16 protein-coding genes, 3 tRNA genes and 1 pseudogene are annotated in these 13,891 nt (G+C 33.8%); 5 read left to right on the top strand and 15 right to left on the bottom strand.

Annotation, left to right across the window (positions count from 1 at the left end; all coding sequences use genetic code 11):
• The first annotated feature begins 20 nt into the window (after positions 1-20).
• Positions 21-1,316: a serine hydroxymethyltransferase gene (gene glyA / locus D1867_RS01650; protein ID WP_155862531.1), complete on the top strand. Its 1,296-nt coding sequence runs from the start codon at positions 21-23 to the stop codon at positions 1,314-1,316.
• Here the strand turns inward: glyA and D1867_RS01645 are convergent.
• From D1867_RS01645 to D1867_RS01625, 5 genes are all read right to left on the bottom strand, one after another.
• On the bottom strand, positions 1,309-1,716 hold the full coding sequence (locus D1867_RS01645) for a universal stress protein (RefSeq protein ID WP_155862530.1): 408 nt from the start codon (positions 1,714-1,716) through the stop codon (positions 1,309-1,311). The two genes, glyA and D1867_RS01645, sit on opposite strands and share 8 nt — an antisense overlap.
• The gene (locus tag D1867_RS01640; RefSeq protein ID WP_155862529.1) at positions 1,713-2,735 is read right to left on the bottom strand and encodes a phosphorylating glyceraldehyde-3-phosphate dehydrogenase; all 1,023 of its coding nucleotides are present in this window, start codon (positions 2,733-2,735) and stop codon (positions 1,713-1,715) included. Before D1867_RS01640 ends, D1867_RS01645 begins: the two co-directional genes overlap by 4 nt.
• A complete protein-coding gene (locus D1867_RS01635) occupies positions 2,732-3,976 on the bottom strand; it encodes a phosphoglycerate kinase (RefSeq protein WP_155862528.1) in 1,245 nt (414 codons plus the stop codon). Before D1867_RS01635 ends, D1867_RS01640 begins: the two co-directional genes overlap by 4 nt.
• 46 nt (positions 3,977-4,022) lie before the next feature.
• Complete coding sequence (locus D1867_RS01630; protein WP_155862527.1) at positions 4,023-4,769, bottom strand: hypothetical protein; 747 nt, start codon at positions 4,767-4,769, stop codon at positions 4,023-4,025.
• A 45-nt stretch (positions 4,770-4,814) separates the two neighbouring features.
• Positions 4,815-4,887 (bottom strand) — tRNA-Gln (locus D1867_RS01625).
• Between the two features lie 96 nt (positions 4,888-4,983).
• Here D1867_RS01625 and D1867_RS01620 point away from each other — a divergent pair.
• Positions 4,984-5,070 (top strand) — tRNA-Thr (locus tag D1867_RS01620).
• A 12-nt stretch (positions 5,071-5,082) separates the two neighbouring features.
• Positions 5,083-5,430, top strand: a complete 348-nt coding sequence (locus tag D1867_RS01615) for a hypothetical protein (RefSeq protein WP_155862526.1) — start codon at positions 5,083-5,085, stop codon at positions 5,428-5,430.
• A 269-nt stretch (positions 5,431-5,699) separates the two neighbouring features.
• Here the strand turns inward: D1867_RS01615 and D1867_RS12590 are convergent, their stop codons facing one another.
• The gene (locus D1867_RS12590; protein WP_276608426.1) at positions 5,700-5,834 is read right to left on the bottom strand and encodes a hypothetical protein; all 135 of its coding nucleotides are present in this window, start codon (positions 5,832-5,834) and stop codon (positions 5,700-5,702) included.
• 829 nt (positions 5,835-6,663) lie between these two features.
• On the opposite strand from D1867_RS12590, the gene D1867_RS01610 reads away from it, so the two are divergent.
• Together D1867_RS01610 and D1867_RS01605 are read left to right on the top strand one after the other, a co-directional pair.
• Entirely contained in the window at positions 6,664-7,059 is a 396-nt protein-coding gene (locus tag D1867_RS01610; RefSeq protein ID WP_155862525.1) for a hypothetical protein, read from the top strand.
• Positions 7,056-7,373 (top strand): pepsin/retropepsin-like aspartic protease family protein, encoded by a 318-nt coding sequence (locus tag D1867_RS01605; protein WP_155862524.1) that lies wholly within the window; start codon positions 7,056-7,058, stop codon positions 7,371-7,373. The genes D1867_RS01610 and D1867_RS01605 overlap by 4 nt, the downstream gene beginning before the upstream one ends.
• 399 nt (positions 7,374-7,772) lie before the next feature.
• Here D1867_RS01605 and D1867_RS12760 read toward each other — a convergent pair.
• From D1867_RS12760 to D1867_RS01555, 9 genes and pseudogenes are all read right to left on the bottom strand, one after another.
• A pseudogene (locus D1867_RS12760) lies at positions 7,773-8,077 on the bottom strand (GNAT family N-acetyltransferase).
• 193 nt (positions 8,078-8,270) lie between these two features.
• The gene (locus D1867_RS01590; protein ID WP_155862521.1) at positions 8,271-8,519 is read right to left on the bottom strand and encodes a hypothetical protein; all 249 of its coding nucleotides are present in this window, start codon (positions 8,517-8,519) and stop codon (positions 8,271-8,273) included.
• Between the two features lie 154 nt (positions 8,520-8,673).
• Positions 8,674-8,760 (bottom strand) — tRNA-Met (locus D1867_RS01585).
• 42 nt (positions 8,761-8,802) lie between these two features.
• A complete protein-coding gene (locus D1867_RS01580) occupies positions 8,803-8,928 on the bottom strand; it encodes an aCcr1 family cell cycle regulator (protein WP_048054650.1) in 126 nt (41 codons plus the stop codon).
• A 78-nt stretch (positions 8,929-9,006) separates the two neighbouring features.
• The gene (locus D1867_RS01575) at positions 9,007-10,155 is read right to left on the bottom strand and encodes a SufD family Fe-S cluster assembly protein (protein ID WP_155862520.1); all 1,149 of its coding nucleotides are present in this window, start codon (positions 10,153-10,155) and stop codon (positions 9,007-9,009) included.
• Positions 10,156-11,595, bottom strand: a complete 1,440-nt coding sequence (sufB, locus tag D1867_RS01570; protein ID WP_155864363.1) for a Fe-S cluster assembly protein SufB — start codon at positions 11,593-11,595, stop codon at positions 10,156-10,158. It lies immediately after the preceding gene.
• Positions 11,596-11,711: 116 nt separating this feature from the next.
• Positions 11,712-12,452, bottom strand: a complete 741-nt coding sequence (gene sufC / locus D1867_RS01565; protein ID WP_155862519.1) for a Fe-S cluster assembly ATPase SufC — start codon at positions 12,450-12,452, stop codon at positions 11,712-11,714.
• A gap of 17 nt (positions 12,453-12,469) precedes the next feature.
• Complete coding sequence (locus tag D1867_RS01560) at positions 12,470-13,465, bottom strand: AbrB/MazE/SpoVT family DNA-binding domain-containing protein (RefSeq protein ID WP_155864362.1); 996 nt, start codon at positions 13,463-13,465, stop codon at positions 12,470-12,472.
• A gap of 79 nt (positions 13,466-13,544) precedes the next feature.
• Entirely contained in the window at positions 13,545-13,889 is a 345-nt protein-coding gene (locus D1867_RS01555) for a hypothetical protein (RefSeq protein ID WP_155862518.1), read from the bottom strand.
• Positions 13,890-13,891: the final 2 nt, after the last annotated feature.

The raw sequence follows: 13,891 nt of genomic DNA, 5'->3' as shown, positions 1-13,891 counted from the left end.
CTTTTGTGAAACTATAAGCCATGGAATTGCCCGAAGAGTTAACGAAAGTTATTCAATTAACTAAAGAACAAAATACGTGGAGAAGAACTGAAACAATAAATTTGATAGCATCAGAGAACGTGATGAGCCCACTAGCAGAGGCAGTATATATGAGTGACTTCATGTCAAGATATGCTGAAGGTAAGCCTTACAAAAGGTTTTATCAAGGTACAAAATATGTTGATGAAATAGAGAGCCTAGCAATAGAATTAATGAACGAAGTAACTCCAGCTAAAAACTCTGACCTAAGGCCAATAAGTGGAACAATAGCTAATGCTGCAGTATTCAGAATTTTAGCAAACCCTGGAGATAAGGCATTAATAGCCCCAGTTCAAGCGGGCTCTCACGTAAGTCACACAAAGTTCGGAACTTTAGGAGCACTAGGAATACAACATATAGAAATGCCTTTTGATAAAGAAAACATAAACGTTGATGTAGATAAGGCTATTAAAATGATAGAAGAGGTTAAACCAAAATTCGTAGTTCTTGGAGGAAGCTTATATTTATTCCCTCATCCTACAAAAGAACTTGCTCCTCACGTTCATGCGGTCGGGGCAAAACTAGTTTATGATGCTGCTCACGTTTACGGATTAATAGTTGGTAAAGCTTGGAGTAATCCATTAGATGAAGGGGCAGATGTAATGACTACCTCCACTCATAAGACTTTTCCTGGACCCCAAGGAGGTTCTATATTATCAAATGATGACGAACTATTCAAAGAAATCTCTAGGACAATATTTCCATGGTTTGTAAGCAATCATCATTTGCACAGACTGCCAGCAACTGCGGTTACTTTAATAGAAATGAAATACTTCGGTAAAGATTACGCTTCACAAATAACTAAAAATGCGAAAAAACTTGCAGAGGCCTTAGCGGAAAGAGGATTTAAGGTAGTAGGAGAGCATCTAGGATACACTAAAAGCCACCAAGTCGCAGTAAACGTTAGAGAGTTAGGCGGAGGAGCTAAGATAGCAAAATTACTAGAGGAGGCTAATATAATAGTAAATAAAAACTTATTGCCTTGTGATACTCCGGAAACTGTAAGTAATCCTAGCGGATTAAGAATAGGAGTTCAAGAAATGACTAGATACGGAATGAAAGAAGACGAAATGGATGAAATTGCTGAATTAATGAAGAAAGTCGCAATAGATGGAAAAGATCCTAAAGAGGTTAAGAAGGAAGTAATAGAACTAAGAAAGAGGTTCCTTGAAGTAAAATACACATTTAACGTTGACCTATCAAGCTACTCTAGCAAGAGCATTCCAATGATTATCTAACAATTATAACAGTTATTGAAGCATTTGCTGCAACAGATAACACTGTTGATCCTATATTTATATCACTGTTGACTGAAGTACCTCTAGAACCCATGATTACTGCATCAAAAGTGTCCTCATTTATCACTTTTAAGATCTCATTAGGAACGCTACTGTCATTAGACATTTTTATTATTTTAAAATCATAATCTATTTTATCTCCTATCCTTTCCTCAACCTTCTTTTTAACGTGCTCGGCTTCCTCACAAGTACTGCATACATGAATTACTGTAACTTTAGAACCGTATCTAAGGCTAAAATCTGTTGCTAATTCTAAAGCTCTCATGCTATTTTCTGATCCGTCCACAGGAACTAAGATTCTCCTAAACCATAAACTTACGGTATATGTTGGAGAGCTCATATAAGATACCCTTTACCTATATTTAGACTAGTATTTGTTATTTTTATCGAATCTTCTGCACTAGCCAAATCTAACGAAGCCCTTATTGCATCTATATTCTCAGGAACTACTATAGACTCTTGATGAACTGCGTACATTAAAAATACTTCATTACCCTTAGTATAGATTGAATCTTCAAATATTACTACTTCCGGAACATCATTCCTTATTCTACCCAAATCTCTTGCAACCTCAATAATTTCTGCAGTAGAATTAACTTTTGATTTGCCTCTTACAAGCAGAAACCTACTTGTATTCAAAAACTGACTTATGACGTCCTCTTTACTTACTTGAGACTTAAGAGTCACGTTAAGTAAATGCATATGCATATATGTTGTTGGAGCAATAACTGCCATTGTTATTATATCAAGATCTTTAAGCACAGTGTTGACATCCTTAGCATGATGACTAGGGACTGAAGCAGGGTCTGGTACTAAAGCGTTTATAGGACCCTTTTTAACCTCTTTAGGATCTGCAGCTCTCCTAACTATTGTAGCCCTAACTTTTTCAACTTTACTTAGTTTATTTAAAGTGCATATAGTTCTAAGTAACGCAGTAGTATTGCAAGACACTACTCTTATGTATTTCTTTCCTATAGCTTCATTATAATTACAAAGAGAAGAGAAAGAAACATCTGCAACGTTAGCCTTTTCTCCACCTTGAAATATGGCATTTTTACTAAATTTTTGATAAAGCTCCTTATATTGTGCACCAACTCCGTTAGGAGTAGCATCAACTACAATATCAGCCTCCTTTACCATATCCTCTATATTTCCCGCAACTTTTATTCCTGCCTCATCAAAGGATTTGACTGATTCCTGAGGAACATAAATATTTATACCCATTTTTTGCGCTACAAATGCCTCATAGTTTGGCGAAGTTTTTGCAATGCCTATTAATTTCATATCGGGTTGTAACATAATTGCATTAGCTACTCTTTTCCCAATAGTTCCATAACCATTTAATGCTACCTTAATCATTTCTTCTTCACCACCTCCTTGTAGGAAAGATCTAAAGCCTCAAGTGCAGGTAATCTTTCGCCAGCTAAAAATAAAAGCAATGCGCCGCCGCCAGTTGAAACGTGAACTTTACTTGGATTTATTTCCGAACCTCCACCTAGCATGCTTATCATATGCCCACCGCCTATTATAAGATAACCTTGGCTTTCTAAGGCACTATCAAGTAATTTCTTACTACCCTCCCTAAACCTTTCGTCTTCTATTACTCCCATTGGACCCCTCATCACTATTACCTTTGCATCCTTTATAAATGATGAATAAATGCCCATAGTTGTGCTCCCTATATCTTTTATTACTCCAGTAACCTTGTTACTTGGTTCTTCAACAACCTTTCCTTCTTTCTCTACCTTAAAGTCTACTGGAATTTCTATTGGACCTCCCGAGAGAAGGATTTTCCTAGCCCTAGGAATTAAGGATATAAGCCCCTTCTTTTCCAAGATCTGCATATTTTCTTTACCTAAATCTAAACCTTTGGCTGCTGCAAAAAGTTCTGCAATTAAACCGCCTGTTAGAATTCTGTCAGCTAACCTCCTTTTTACTAGATTTTCTATTATTCTTATACTGTCTAGGACCTTACCTCCACCTAAGACAAAAACTTTAGGAAATTCATCGGCGTTAAAAATCTTTGCCAAGGCTGAGACTTCTTTTTCCATTACCCTGCCGGCTGTGGATTTTAAAACCATTGGAAAGCCTACTATACTAGCCTGACTTCTGTGAGCTGTTGCAAAAGCATCATTAACATAACCGTCAAAAAGAGGAGATAGCCTTTTAACTAAAAAGCTTTTAGCGTGCTGGGCAGGTGGAGCTTCTATAAGCTCTTCAGAAACGAATCTCACGTTATCTAAAAGAATTACTTCACCGCTCTTCATGTTTTTTATTCTCTCTCTAGCATAAGGTCCCATCACGTCTTCCACGAATTCTACGTTCATATCCAAGTATTTGCTCAAAAGCTCAGCGTGCTCTTCAAGTGAAATAAAATCACTATCTCCAGGTCTGCCTTGATGCGAAATTAAAACTAAGGAATTCCCTTTATTTACTAACTCTTTTATAGTTTCATTATAAGCTTTAATACGTGAATCATCAATTAACTTACCGGTTTTTGGGTCTACGGGTGAGTTAATATCAATTCTTACTAAAAGCTTATTACCAGAAAAGCTAATATCGTCAAGAGTGGGAATTTCTAGATCGTTTACCTTTATCAGAAGTATTCACCAAGAATAATTCGAAAGCTCAAAATTTATATTTAATTTAGCAGGATGATGATGTAGAATATATATCAAGAAAATTATTCCAAAGTAAAGGAATCAATGCGTGCCTATTAAAATCCTTTGCTTCAATCTCAACTTCTACAGACCTAATAGAGGATTTAACACTTGTCTTAAAATCTTTAGAAAAGTAAGATAAGGAATATTTTATTCCTTCCAAGTCTACATAATCACTACAATTTGCTAAAATCTTCACAGTATTATCATCCTTAAACTCCAGAATAGATTGGCAAACTGCATTAGAATTATACTCAAAAATCGACTTAAAAAGATCTTTAACTGAATAAGGAATTCCAGAAGTGCTGACTCCCAAGGGGGGTAAAAGCACCTTAACGTCTTCCTTGACGTTCTTACTCTTCTTAATAAGAATGTTAAATTTGAAAAACAAGTAATTCATTCCACAGTATCTTAATTTTACAACATCTATTTGACCTAATGTGCCATGTTTTGAAAGATTTTGAGAAAGCTTAGAAGAAAGTAAAGAATCCTTTATAGGAGATCTAGTTGATATCATTGCTTTAATAGTGTAAAAATTCCTAATTTCTGAATCTTCAAGAAACTGTAAAATGTAAAGATCATAATATTTTGCCAATTTGGACACAGTTTTTGAAATTACTGAATATAAAAATCCTAGCTTCGAATTCCCAGAAATTATTATCCATTCTCCTAGTTCGTCATAAATGTAATGCTCTCTCTCTTTGTTTCGTTTAAAAATACCAAAGAATGGCAAAATCTTTAACCTCAATAAAATATTACCCATACATTTTAAAATATATAGCCGGGCTGGGATTCGAACCCAGGTCGACGGGGCCAAAGCCCGCCATCCTTGACCGCTAGACGACCCGGCTGAGTTATTATTTTTACATTCACCTAATAAGCCTTTCTCTGCTAAAGCCGTTAACTACGCTGATAAACTTTTAAAGTTATTAGCTAAAATTTAATATGCCGCCGTAGCTCAGCGGGTAGAGCGCCGGCCTTGTAAGGCCTACTAAGAAAGCCGGCGGTCGCGGGTTCAAATCCCGCCGGCGGCTCTAGTGAAAGTCATGAATCCCAAGATTGAGGAGAAAATTGCGCAAATGAGGTGCGAGAATAGACCGGTAAAGCAAATTGCTAAGAAGCTAGGAGTAAATAGAGACGACATAGAGGCTGTAATTAAAAAGTGGATTTCTTACACAGATGAATACCTTAAAGAACTCGTTAAAAACAGGAAAGTTAAGAACACAAAAGCAGATCCAGGATTTATACTGAATGCGACAGCAAGTGTAGAAGAATTACTTAAAAATGATGACGTTCTAGATTATATTGCTCTACATATGTCGGACCATCACGATAGGCTAATGGATTGCATAAGATACAAGGTTTACATTTACCTTAAGCAGAAAGGTAAATAGATTATTCACTGTTTGCGTAAAGTTAGCTAAAGATTGTAGATATAATATACGTTGACAATAACAAAAAACGTAATATTATCATGAATTGTGACATATTTTTATTATCTTTCATGTTTTTATCTTAAGTACAAATTGATCATTGATATCAGCATGATACAATGTTGACATGTAAATTCCAGCAAAAGCTGAAGCCCCTACAAGTGACAAACTGAATCTCCAGGATATTTTCTCATAATATTTGTTCATTTTTAATCAATAAATGTAACCTTTCACTTTAATTGCTTCTTTTCATAAGATAACGCTAAAAATAAACCAAAAAGTAATGCTAGTAAGATATTAGGTAATAAGTCGTATTGTATTAAACTGACTTCCTCCCTGGAAGGGTTCCCTACCAAGGGGTTCAAAGTTACCACCATCAATTCGGGTGGCTCAGAGATCACCATTTGAGGGGACTTTCACGCTGGTTGCCCTTCACTCGAGCTGGGGGATGGAGTCATTAATGTCAATAAAAGTTTTTAAACTTTCTTGGACTATCCATCCCCTTTCCGCCCCTTTAACCTCCATTTTTGTAATGAGATTAGCAACTTCTAGAAATACTGATTGCAAAATCTCGTATTTATTTACAGTTAGTTCTACATTATTTTTTAATTATATATAATGATATTGTAATATATGCGATAAATGTTAATATAAAACTTGCTACATAAGGTAAAACTGAAATGAAAAATGCAGTAGAGTACGTGAATATACAAGAGATATTACCAACAGCACTATTACAGAACTAACAATCATAAATAAAATATAGATTTTATATCTTGATATAATAAAATATGTAAAAATATCATAAAAAGCAATAATATAGAATAGACCGAATATATAATATAGGTTAGAATTAATTGCCTGAAGATTGTCATAAAATGAGTATTATACTATTTCTATAATAAGTGGGAGATAATAATGCTTGTATATCTTGGAAATAGCTTCATAAGAAGACATCTTTTGTCATCGTATTAAATATATATTATAAGTATTAATTGATACTTATAGCTTATCTCAGATTTATTTACGATTTCGTAAAATTTCATTTTTAACCACTAAAAACATACCACGGCTGTAAATAGTATGATGAAGGAATAGCAGAGCTATGTAACTGCTCGTAAAGGAAACTACCACATAAGAATTTGAGGCCATTAGTAATGTAAAACTTTTAGCTATCAGGACAAAATTTATCTCATGAGAATATTAGTTGTCGACGATATTGGTAACGTTTTGGGAGTATTCAGCAGTGAAGATGAGGCTTATAATTTCGCAAAAGAAAAAATGAAAGAAGGCAAAAAAATTCACCTAAAGGTTCAACGTGAAAGACTTCTTGCCCTGGATGAGAAAGGTAAAGAGATAGGAGAATTTAAAAACGTAGATGAGGCTTATGAATTTTTAAAAGATAAAGTAAAAGAAGGGGAGAAAGTGAGGATAGTGATTGGAAATAAAGATTTTTACGTTACTGATGATATTGGTAACGTTTTGGGAGTATTCAGCAGTGAAGATGAGGCTTATAATTTCGCAAAAGAAAAAATGAAAGAAGGCAAAAAAATTAGAATAATAGCTCCTGCGGAATTATACACTAAATGAGAGTTAAGCTTACAGTGGAGAACGTTGAAGAATTGTTTTTAATAGATACGGGCTTTAGTGGTGATTTAATAGTAAAGTCTGATGTTTTCGATGAAATAAGTGCAAAACCTTCAGACGGAGGAGAAATTTGCGTTGCTAAAGACCTTTGTTTTTCAGCATTACAAAAAGTTGTTAGCGTGAATATTTTAAGCAGGCAAATATTGTGTAGAGCTTTATGGGTTCCAGAAATTGAAGAAAATATCGTAGGTGAAGGGGTACTAATAAAAGCAGGCCTCTTGCTTGATTATAAAAATTTCACAATTTCTGATCCTTAATACTAGACTTACAACAAATGCCAAAGTAATAATTTGTAATAAAATTGCTGTGAAATCATATTTCTTCAAATTTCTTCCTGAATTATTTATTGCAGAGTAAAATGGAAGTAAAAAGGATGAAACTCCGCTTATTGATGCGACAACGATTAACTCTATATCTACTAAACTCATAGAAGAAAGATAAATATACCTACCAGCAAATAATAAAGTATAGTATAAAACCAGGTAATAGCTGAGTTATAAAAAGAACCTTTATTGTATCGCTTTGTTTTAGCACTTCAAGAGTCTTAATATTATCTCTAATCTTTCCCATATTTTTCATATATCGCCATTCCTAGACTAATTGTATATTCATAATTTTTCTAGTTACTTTACCTAACTTTATAGTATTTCATATTTTCAGACTCTTAAAATATCATAAATATAATTGTTATAAAGGCTTTTCACAGTATTTACAGATACCCATAACCTTTTCCAATATTCTTTGAAACCTATCTTCTTATATACATGAATTGCTAGACTGTTATCTTCTCTCGCATACAAAGAGGCTTACCTCTTTTAGTAAGGTCTTCAGTCAGCATTGACTCAACTGAAGTTGCTAAGCCCATATTCCTAAATTCCTCCTTAGTTCCTCCTATCACAGCAATGTTCTCTAGTTCAATCCACGTATATGCAGCTGAAACAAGGTGGTTATCTAGAAACAATCCATATGCAGTAGTTTTGTTCTTACTTATTAATCGAAGTATAACATTACCTAGACCTTGACCGTAAGGGGAAAATCTTCTCCTTATCTTCAATACCTAGTCTTCTCACGTTTTCTCTTCTGAACACGTTAGGTTTATCACAAGTCATTAATATTTCTGGATAAATTTTCTTAGGAAAGTTTGGTAAAAGTACCTATTTTGGTTCTATGAATAGAACAAATTTACTCTCCTCGTTCTTCAGCGTTGAAAGTAATTCTCTCACAGTACACTCCTTATCTGCGTGAAGAATTATTCCTGGCAGATAAAATTTTCTGTATATCATTAAATAACCTTCCCTAGTCGTCTTAAATTCAGTATGTTCTATATCAAACCTTAAGTAGTAAATCTCTAATGCAAATCTAACAGGATCTGCAAGAAATAATTTCTCTAATTGACCAGACAATATATTAAAATTTATTTACATTAAATAAATTAACTTTTTAACATCACTGGTTAAAATCAAATATTAAATTTGCCCTTCTTACGTACTCTGTATCTTATTCATATATAGATTATAAAATTTCTTTTTGTGAGAAAATATTTCGAAATAAGGAAGGTGCCGCCGCGGGGATTTGAACCCCGGACAACCGGATGTCCCCCTGCCGTATGAGTCCGGCGCTCTAACCAGGCTGAGCTACGGCGGCAATTAAATAATCGAAAAGTGAGGCTAAAAAATTTCCGTAAAATTATTCCTCTAAATATTTCCTAATTGCATCCCTTATAATTTCGCTCCTAGTTAATCTCCTATTAGCTGCATATAAATCGAGCTTTTGTAACAACTCTTCTTCTGCTTTAAATGTTATTACTCTCATGGCCCTCGTATTACCTTTCTTCTTCCCCTATATATTATCCTTATTTGTACAAAGGTAAAAAGAGAGAGTTGACCGAAACTAATAACCTAATGATGTAATTATTTCATCTATTAATTTCTTAACAATTTCAGTATCTCCTTCTTCCTCCATAAAGCCCCTTATTATTAAACCTTCCGCGGATTTCTTGTCAAATCCTCTGTTCTGAAGGTAAAATATCAAATCCTCTGGAACCTTAGAAACTGAAGCTGAGTGCTTAGCTGTTATAACTCTGCCAGTTCTAACTTCTAACATTGGTGCCACAACGGCAGTAGATTCGCCTAACATTATTGCTTTACCAATTATCGAAGTTGAAGAATCTATTGCTTGCTCGTTAATTCTTGCATCTCCTCTAGTAACTACAAAAGAGGAACCAGATGAAACCGATTTCATAAATCCGTTACTGACGCTTTTAGGACCGTCGTGATAAACATTAGTTATTACATCTATATTATTATTCTCAACGCCTAAAGCTCTAGAACTAAAGAATGCTTGTGCGCCTTCTTCTAGATAAGAATGGTATTCTACGTGACCTTCTGAGAAACCAGAAGATATTATATAAGTATTAATGGAACCTTCGATCTTAGCCTTTGAGTAAACAAAGTTATAGCTTGAGTTACCCTTGTTTACTAAAGTAAGGTTAAGTGAAGAGTTCTTACTTACTAATGCAGAAATTACAGCAGAATTCATAGATTTACCCTTATTTTCGGAATAATATATTACGTCAGTACTTTCTCCTTCTGGAACCTTAATCTCAACATTTATTGGAGAAAAATTTCCTTCTAAGTCAGTATAATGATAAATTAAGTATTTCCCGCCTTGTTTGATTTCCAACTTCCTTGATAGAGAAAGAGTTAAGGATACTAGCTTGTGGTCTTCCGGTTTTATTAATGAATTTCCAACACTGGATGAAAATTCTAATGGTGTTTCTTTCACCAAATTATTATGAATTACAACCCTTACATAGCCTGGAATACTAGGATAATTGACTCCCCCTTTTCTGTCTAAACTTTCTATTTTTAAATTAAGCTTATCTAAATTTTCCCATCGTGTATAATGTTTAACTGTAGGTGAATCATTAATTAACTGATAAGGTAATCTTTCATAAATTGAAAAGAGCTCCTCTCTCTCAGATCTATTTTCTAAAGAAGAAAGAAAACTTTTGGCTGAATCTATATCGACTAAAGGCATTTATGCCACTGCTCCTAACTTATCTAACTCTAATTTTATAACTTTATTTAACATTGCAGCGTATTCAAAAGGCAATTCTCTCATTATTTCGTCCATGAATCCAAGGACTAACATTGAAGTAGCTTCTTTCTCGCTTATTCCTCTGCTCATTAGATAGAATAATTGATCTTCGCTCATCCTGAAAGTGTGAGCTTCGTGAGCTACATCAGCGTCTTCTTCAAATACTTGATTATGGGGGAACGTATAAGCCTTCGTCTTTTCGTCTAGCATTAATGAGTCGCACTTTACAAATGCTTTTGAACCTACAGCACCTTTATTGACCTTAACTAAACCTCTATAAACGTTAACTCCTCCGTTAAATCCAATGTTTTTATTAACTACCCTACTTCTTGTATGAGGTGCTGCATGAATCATCTTTGAGCCACTATCCTTCCAGTCTCCTTCTGCAGAAGCTAAAGTTACTACCAGGCTAGTTGATGAAGCTCCTTCTCCCCTAAGTATCGTTGACGGATACACGAAGCTGTATTTTGAACCTAAAGATCCTTCAACCCATTCTATTACTGAGTTCTTGTTTGCCCAAGCTCTCTTGTTATTGAAGTTTATTACGTTTTTACTCCAGTTTTGAATTGTAGTAAACTTTATGTGGGCATTGTCATTTGCAAATAATTCTACCATACCATCGTGGAATGAAAAGTTCTTGAACTGTGGAGCAGAACAGCCTTCAATAAAGTGAATATAAGAATCTTCGTCTGCAATAACTAAAGTGTGTTCAAACTGTCCTTCCATTTCAGTTCCTATTACAAAGAATCCTTCAACTGGAGTAGTAATCTTAACTCCTTTAGGAACGTAAACGAATACTCCTCCGCTCCATAAAGCTCCGTGGAGTGCAGCAAACTTATGATCCGAAGCTGGGAATATTTTCATAAAGTATTGTTTAAATATATCAGGATACTTTACCATTGCCTCTTCTGGTGGCATCATTACTACTCCTTTTTTCTGTAACTCTTGTTTAACATTGGCATAAATTGGCTCGGACTCAAATACTGCAACTAATCCTCCTAAAACTTTTTGTTCAGATTGAGGAATACCTAACTTCTCGTAGTATTCCCTTATTTCTTTAGGAATTTGTTCCCAGCTATCTGTTCTTTCAACATCTGGTTTTATGTATAATTCTAAGTTAGACACATTAAGTGAACTTAAAACGTCAGGTAGCCAGTTAGGAGTAGGAAGCTTTTCAAATAACTCTAAAGATTTCAGCCTTAATCTTAACATCCATTCTGGTTCTTTCTTTGCCTTAGAAATTGCTTCTATTGTACTTCTAGATAATCCGCTTTCTACAACTCTTCTGTGAAATTCAATTTGATCTACTCTATTATACTTGGCCTCTATGGCAGCATCAAGTATCTCGTTTATATCTACTGACACTTTCTCTTCTGTCATTTTTCTACCATCTTTAACTCTGTTAAAGAAAGCATTTAAACCTTTCCATGCTAAAGTAAAATATTTCAAGAAATACAAAAATAATTAGATTATAAAGTTAAATGATAAAATAGTAGCTATTGCTTTATTACCCCTTCGTAACCTTTCTCATCTATTAATTTAGCTAGTTCCATGCTTCCGCTTGCTACAATTCTTCCTTTATACAACACATGGATCTTATCTGCATTCACATAATCTAAGATTCTCCTATAATGAGTTATTATTAAATATCCAGTATTATTCTCTTCTTTTACCTTCTTTATCACGTCAGAAATTATCTTTAAACCGTCAACGTCAACTCCAGAATCTGGTTCGTCCAAAATTGCAAATTTAGGCTTTAATATCTGCAACTGAAGAATTTCCACCCTCTTTTTCTCTCCACCACTAAAGCCTTCAAATACTCCTCTGTTGAGAAGACTATCCGATATTCCTACTGATTTAGATAAACTAGCTATTTTAGAGAATACTTGAGTAACTGATTCATTACTTCCATATATTCTATTATATTCTGCAACTAAAAGTGTAGATAGTTTTACTCCACTAATTTCTATTGGATTTTGGAAAGCTAAAAATAAGCCTTTCTTAACTTTCTGGTCAGTTTCAAGGTTAGTAATATCCTCTCCATCAAGTAATATTCTTCCTTTTGTTATTTTATACTTAGGATGTCCCATTATTGCTAAAGATAATGTAGTCTTTCCACTACCATTCGGTCCCATTATTGCATGAACTTCTCCACTTTTTATCTCAAGTGATATTCCTTTAATGATTTCCTTGCCTTCAACTTCAACGTGAAGGTCTTCTATCTTAAGTGTTGACATTTTCTGTCAATAATATGTTATTTAACAACATTAAAGTTTCTTTCTATCCAAGGCATATCTTCTAAAAATAAAGTGCAAGAAGAATTTTCTAATGCCAATTGTAAGTTAGATATTATATCTACAACAGATGTATAGACTATTGAAGATTTATCATTAAATGCTTGTAGCAATGAATTTATTTGATTTATTAAGTTTAGCCCATTACTTACTCTCTTCATACTAGGAAATAGTATGCTCATTATTACTTCGTCTAATAGATCATTAATTTTCTGTAAGATCTCCTTTAAAATTGGAGTATCTTCATTAAGTTTAGTTGTTTTTATCGTAGAGTCTATTCTATCTATTAGTCTTGAGATATTAAGTAAAATTACAGCATTCATGACTACTAAAAAGTTCTTATTTAAATTTGAAGAAACTTCATATTTACTTCCTATAACATGCCTTAGTAACATTAAGTAAACTCTTCTTAAGTCCTCCTGCTGGGTTAATTCACTATCTTTAGGTTGTTCTCCAGATAAATAAGATATTATTCCATCGACTTTCTTTGAGATAATGTTTAAAATTCTTCTTAATAGAGATTCTAGGCCTACTTTTTCAGCATCCAATAAGCATTCTAATTTTACTCTATTCTCTGAAGCTTCAGTTACTTCTGCACCAACCATTTGTTTAGTTGTTGAAACTAAGTCCTCGATCTCTTTTTGAACAATTTGTTTCTTAGACTCGAATACTATTTCATCGTAGCCTAAAGAATAAAGGCATAAAACCATGCTTGGTATTGGTTGCTTTATAGCATCTATATCAATTTTTATTGTTTTCCTATTAGATAAGAGCTTTATCTTCTCTGCAAGAAGTTTAAGCGAACCGTCATCGGAAATTTCTATCAAAATTTTATCTCCAGGCTTAATGTTCCATTTATTTATCCATTTTTTGGGTAATGTGATGAAAAGTGAAGAAGAACCTAACTTTTGCACTTTCCTAGTCTCAATATCCTTGGAATTGTCAAACTCTTCCAAGTCAGTCACTATTTTTACTATGTTAAACAGCGTTTATAAATATGTTGCAACTTTATTATAAACTTATAAAAGAAGCTTTTTAAGTGGATTTCTTCTTCAGAACTATCTTTACAAATCCTTTATTTCTCACGACGTCCACGTCATATTTCTCTACGTTATTAACTGGAAGCTCTAAATGATAGCATTTACCATATTTGTCCTTGCAGCTTAATTCTAATTTATTATTCTCCATTTTAATGTAAAGAGTTTGACTTTCTAAGTGAGGAACATCTACTATATAGTATATTTCCTTATCTGTTTCATAATAAGTGTATAATGGTTCGTTAAATTCTTTCTCTATTTCTTCTTTCATCTTCTTAAATTCTTTCTCTTCCTCCTCCATCATCTTTTTCACAAGATCGTAAAGATCTCTAAATGCTGGCATTT

This window comes from Acidianus infernus, from assembly GCF_009729545.1.
Taxonomy (GTDB): Archaea; Thermoproteota; Thermoprotei_A; order Sulfolobales; family Sulfolobaceae; genus Acidianus; species Acidianus infernus.
Note: the sequence above shows the minus strand (reverse complement) of the source record. Positions and strands in the feature narration are given on the sequence as shown.

What these genes read in the sequence shown, in the direction of transcription:
- glyA (WP_155862531.1), top strand. Translation starts at nt 21, where the DNA reads ATGGAATTGCCCGAAGAGTTAACGAAAGTTATTCAATTAACTAAAGAA.
- D1867_RS01645 (WP_155862530.1), bottom strand. Translation starts at nt 1,716, where the DNA reads ATGAGCTCTCCAACATATACCGTAAGTTTATGGTTTAGGAGAATCTTA.
- D1867_RS01640 (WP_155862529.1), bottom strand. Translation starts at nt 2,735, where the DNA reads ATGATTAAGGTAGCATTAAATGGTTATGGAACTATTGGGAAAAGAGTA.
- D1867_RS01615 (WP_155862526.1), top strand. Translation starts at nt 5,083, where the DNA reads ATGAATCCCAAGATTGAGGAGAAAATTGCGCAAATGAGGTGCGAGAAT.
- D1867_RS01610 (WP_155862525.1), top strand. Translation starts at nt 6,664, where the DNA reads ATGAGAATATTAGTTGTCGACGATATTGGTAACGTTTTGGGAGTATTC.
- D1867_RS01605 (WP_155862524.1), top strand. Translation starts at nt 7,056, where the DNA reads ATGAGAGTTAAGCTTACAGTGGAGAACGTTGAAGAATTGTTTTTAATA.
- D1867_RS01580 (WP_048054650.1), bottom strand. Translation starts at nt 8,928, where the DNA reads ATGAGAGTAATAACATTTAAAGCAGAAGAAGAGTTGTTACAAAAGCTC.
- D1867_RS01575 (WP_155862520.1), bottom strand. Translation starts at nt 10,155, where the DNA reads ATGCCTTTAGTCGATATAGATTCAGCCAAAAGTTTTCTTTCTTCTTTA.
- sufB (WP_155864363.1), bottom strand. Translation starts at nt 11,595, where the DNA reads ATGACAGAAGAGAAAGTGTCAGTAGATATAAACGAGATACTTGATGCT.
- sufC (WP_155862519.1), bottom strand. Translation starts at nt 12,452, where the DNA reads ATGTCAACACTTAAGATAGAAGACCTTCACGTTGAAGTTGAAGGCAAG.
- D1867_RS01555 (WP_155862518.1), bottom strand. Translation starts at nt 13,889, where the DNA reads ATGCCAGCATTTAGAGATCTTTACGATCTTGTGAAAAAGATGATGGAG.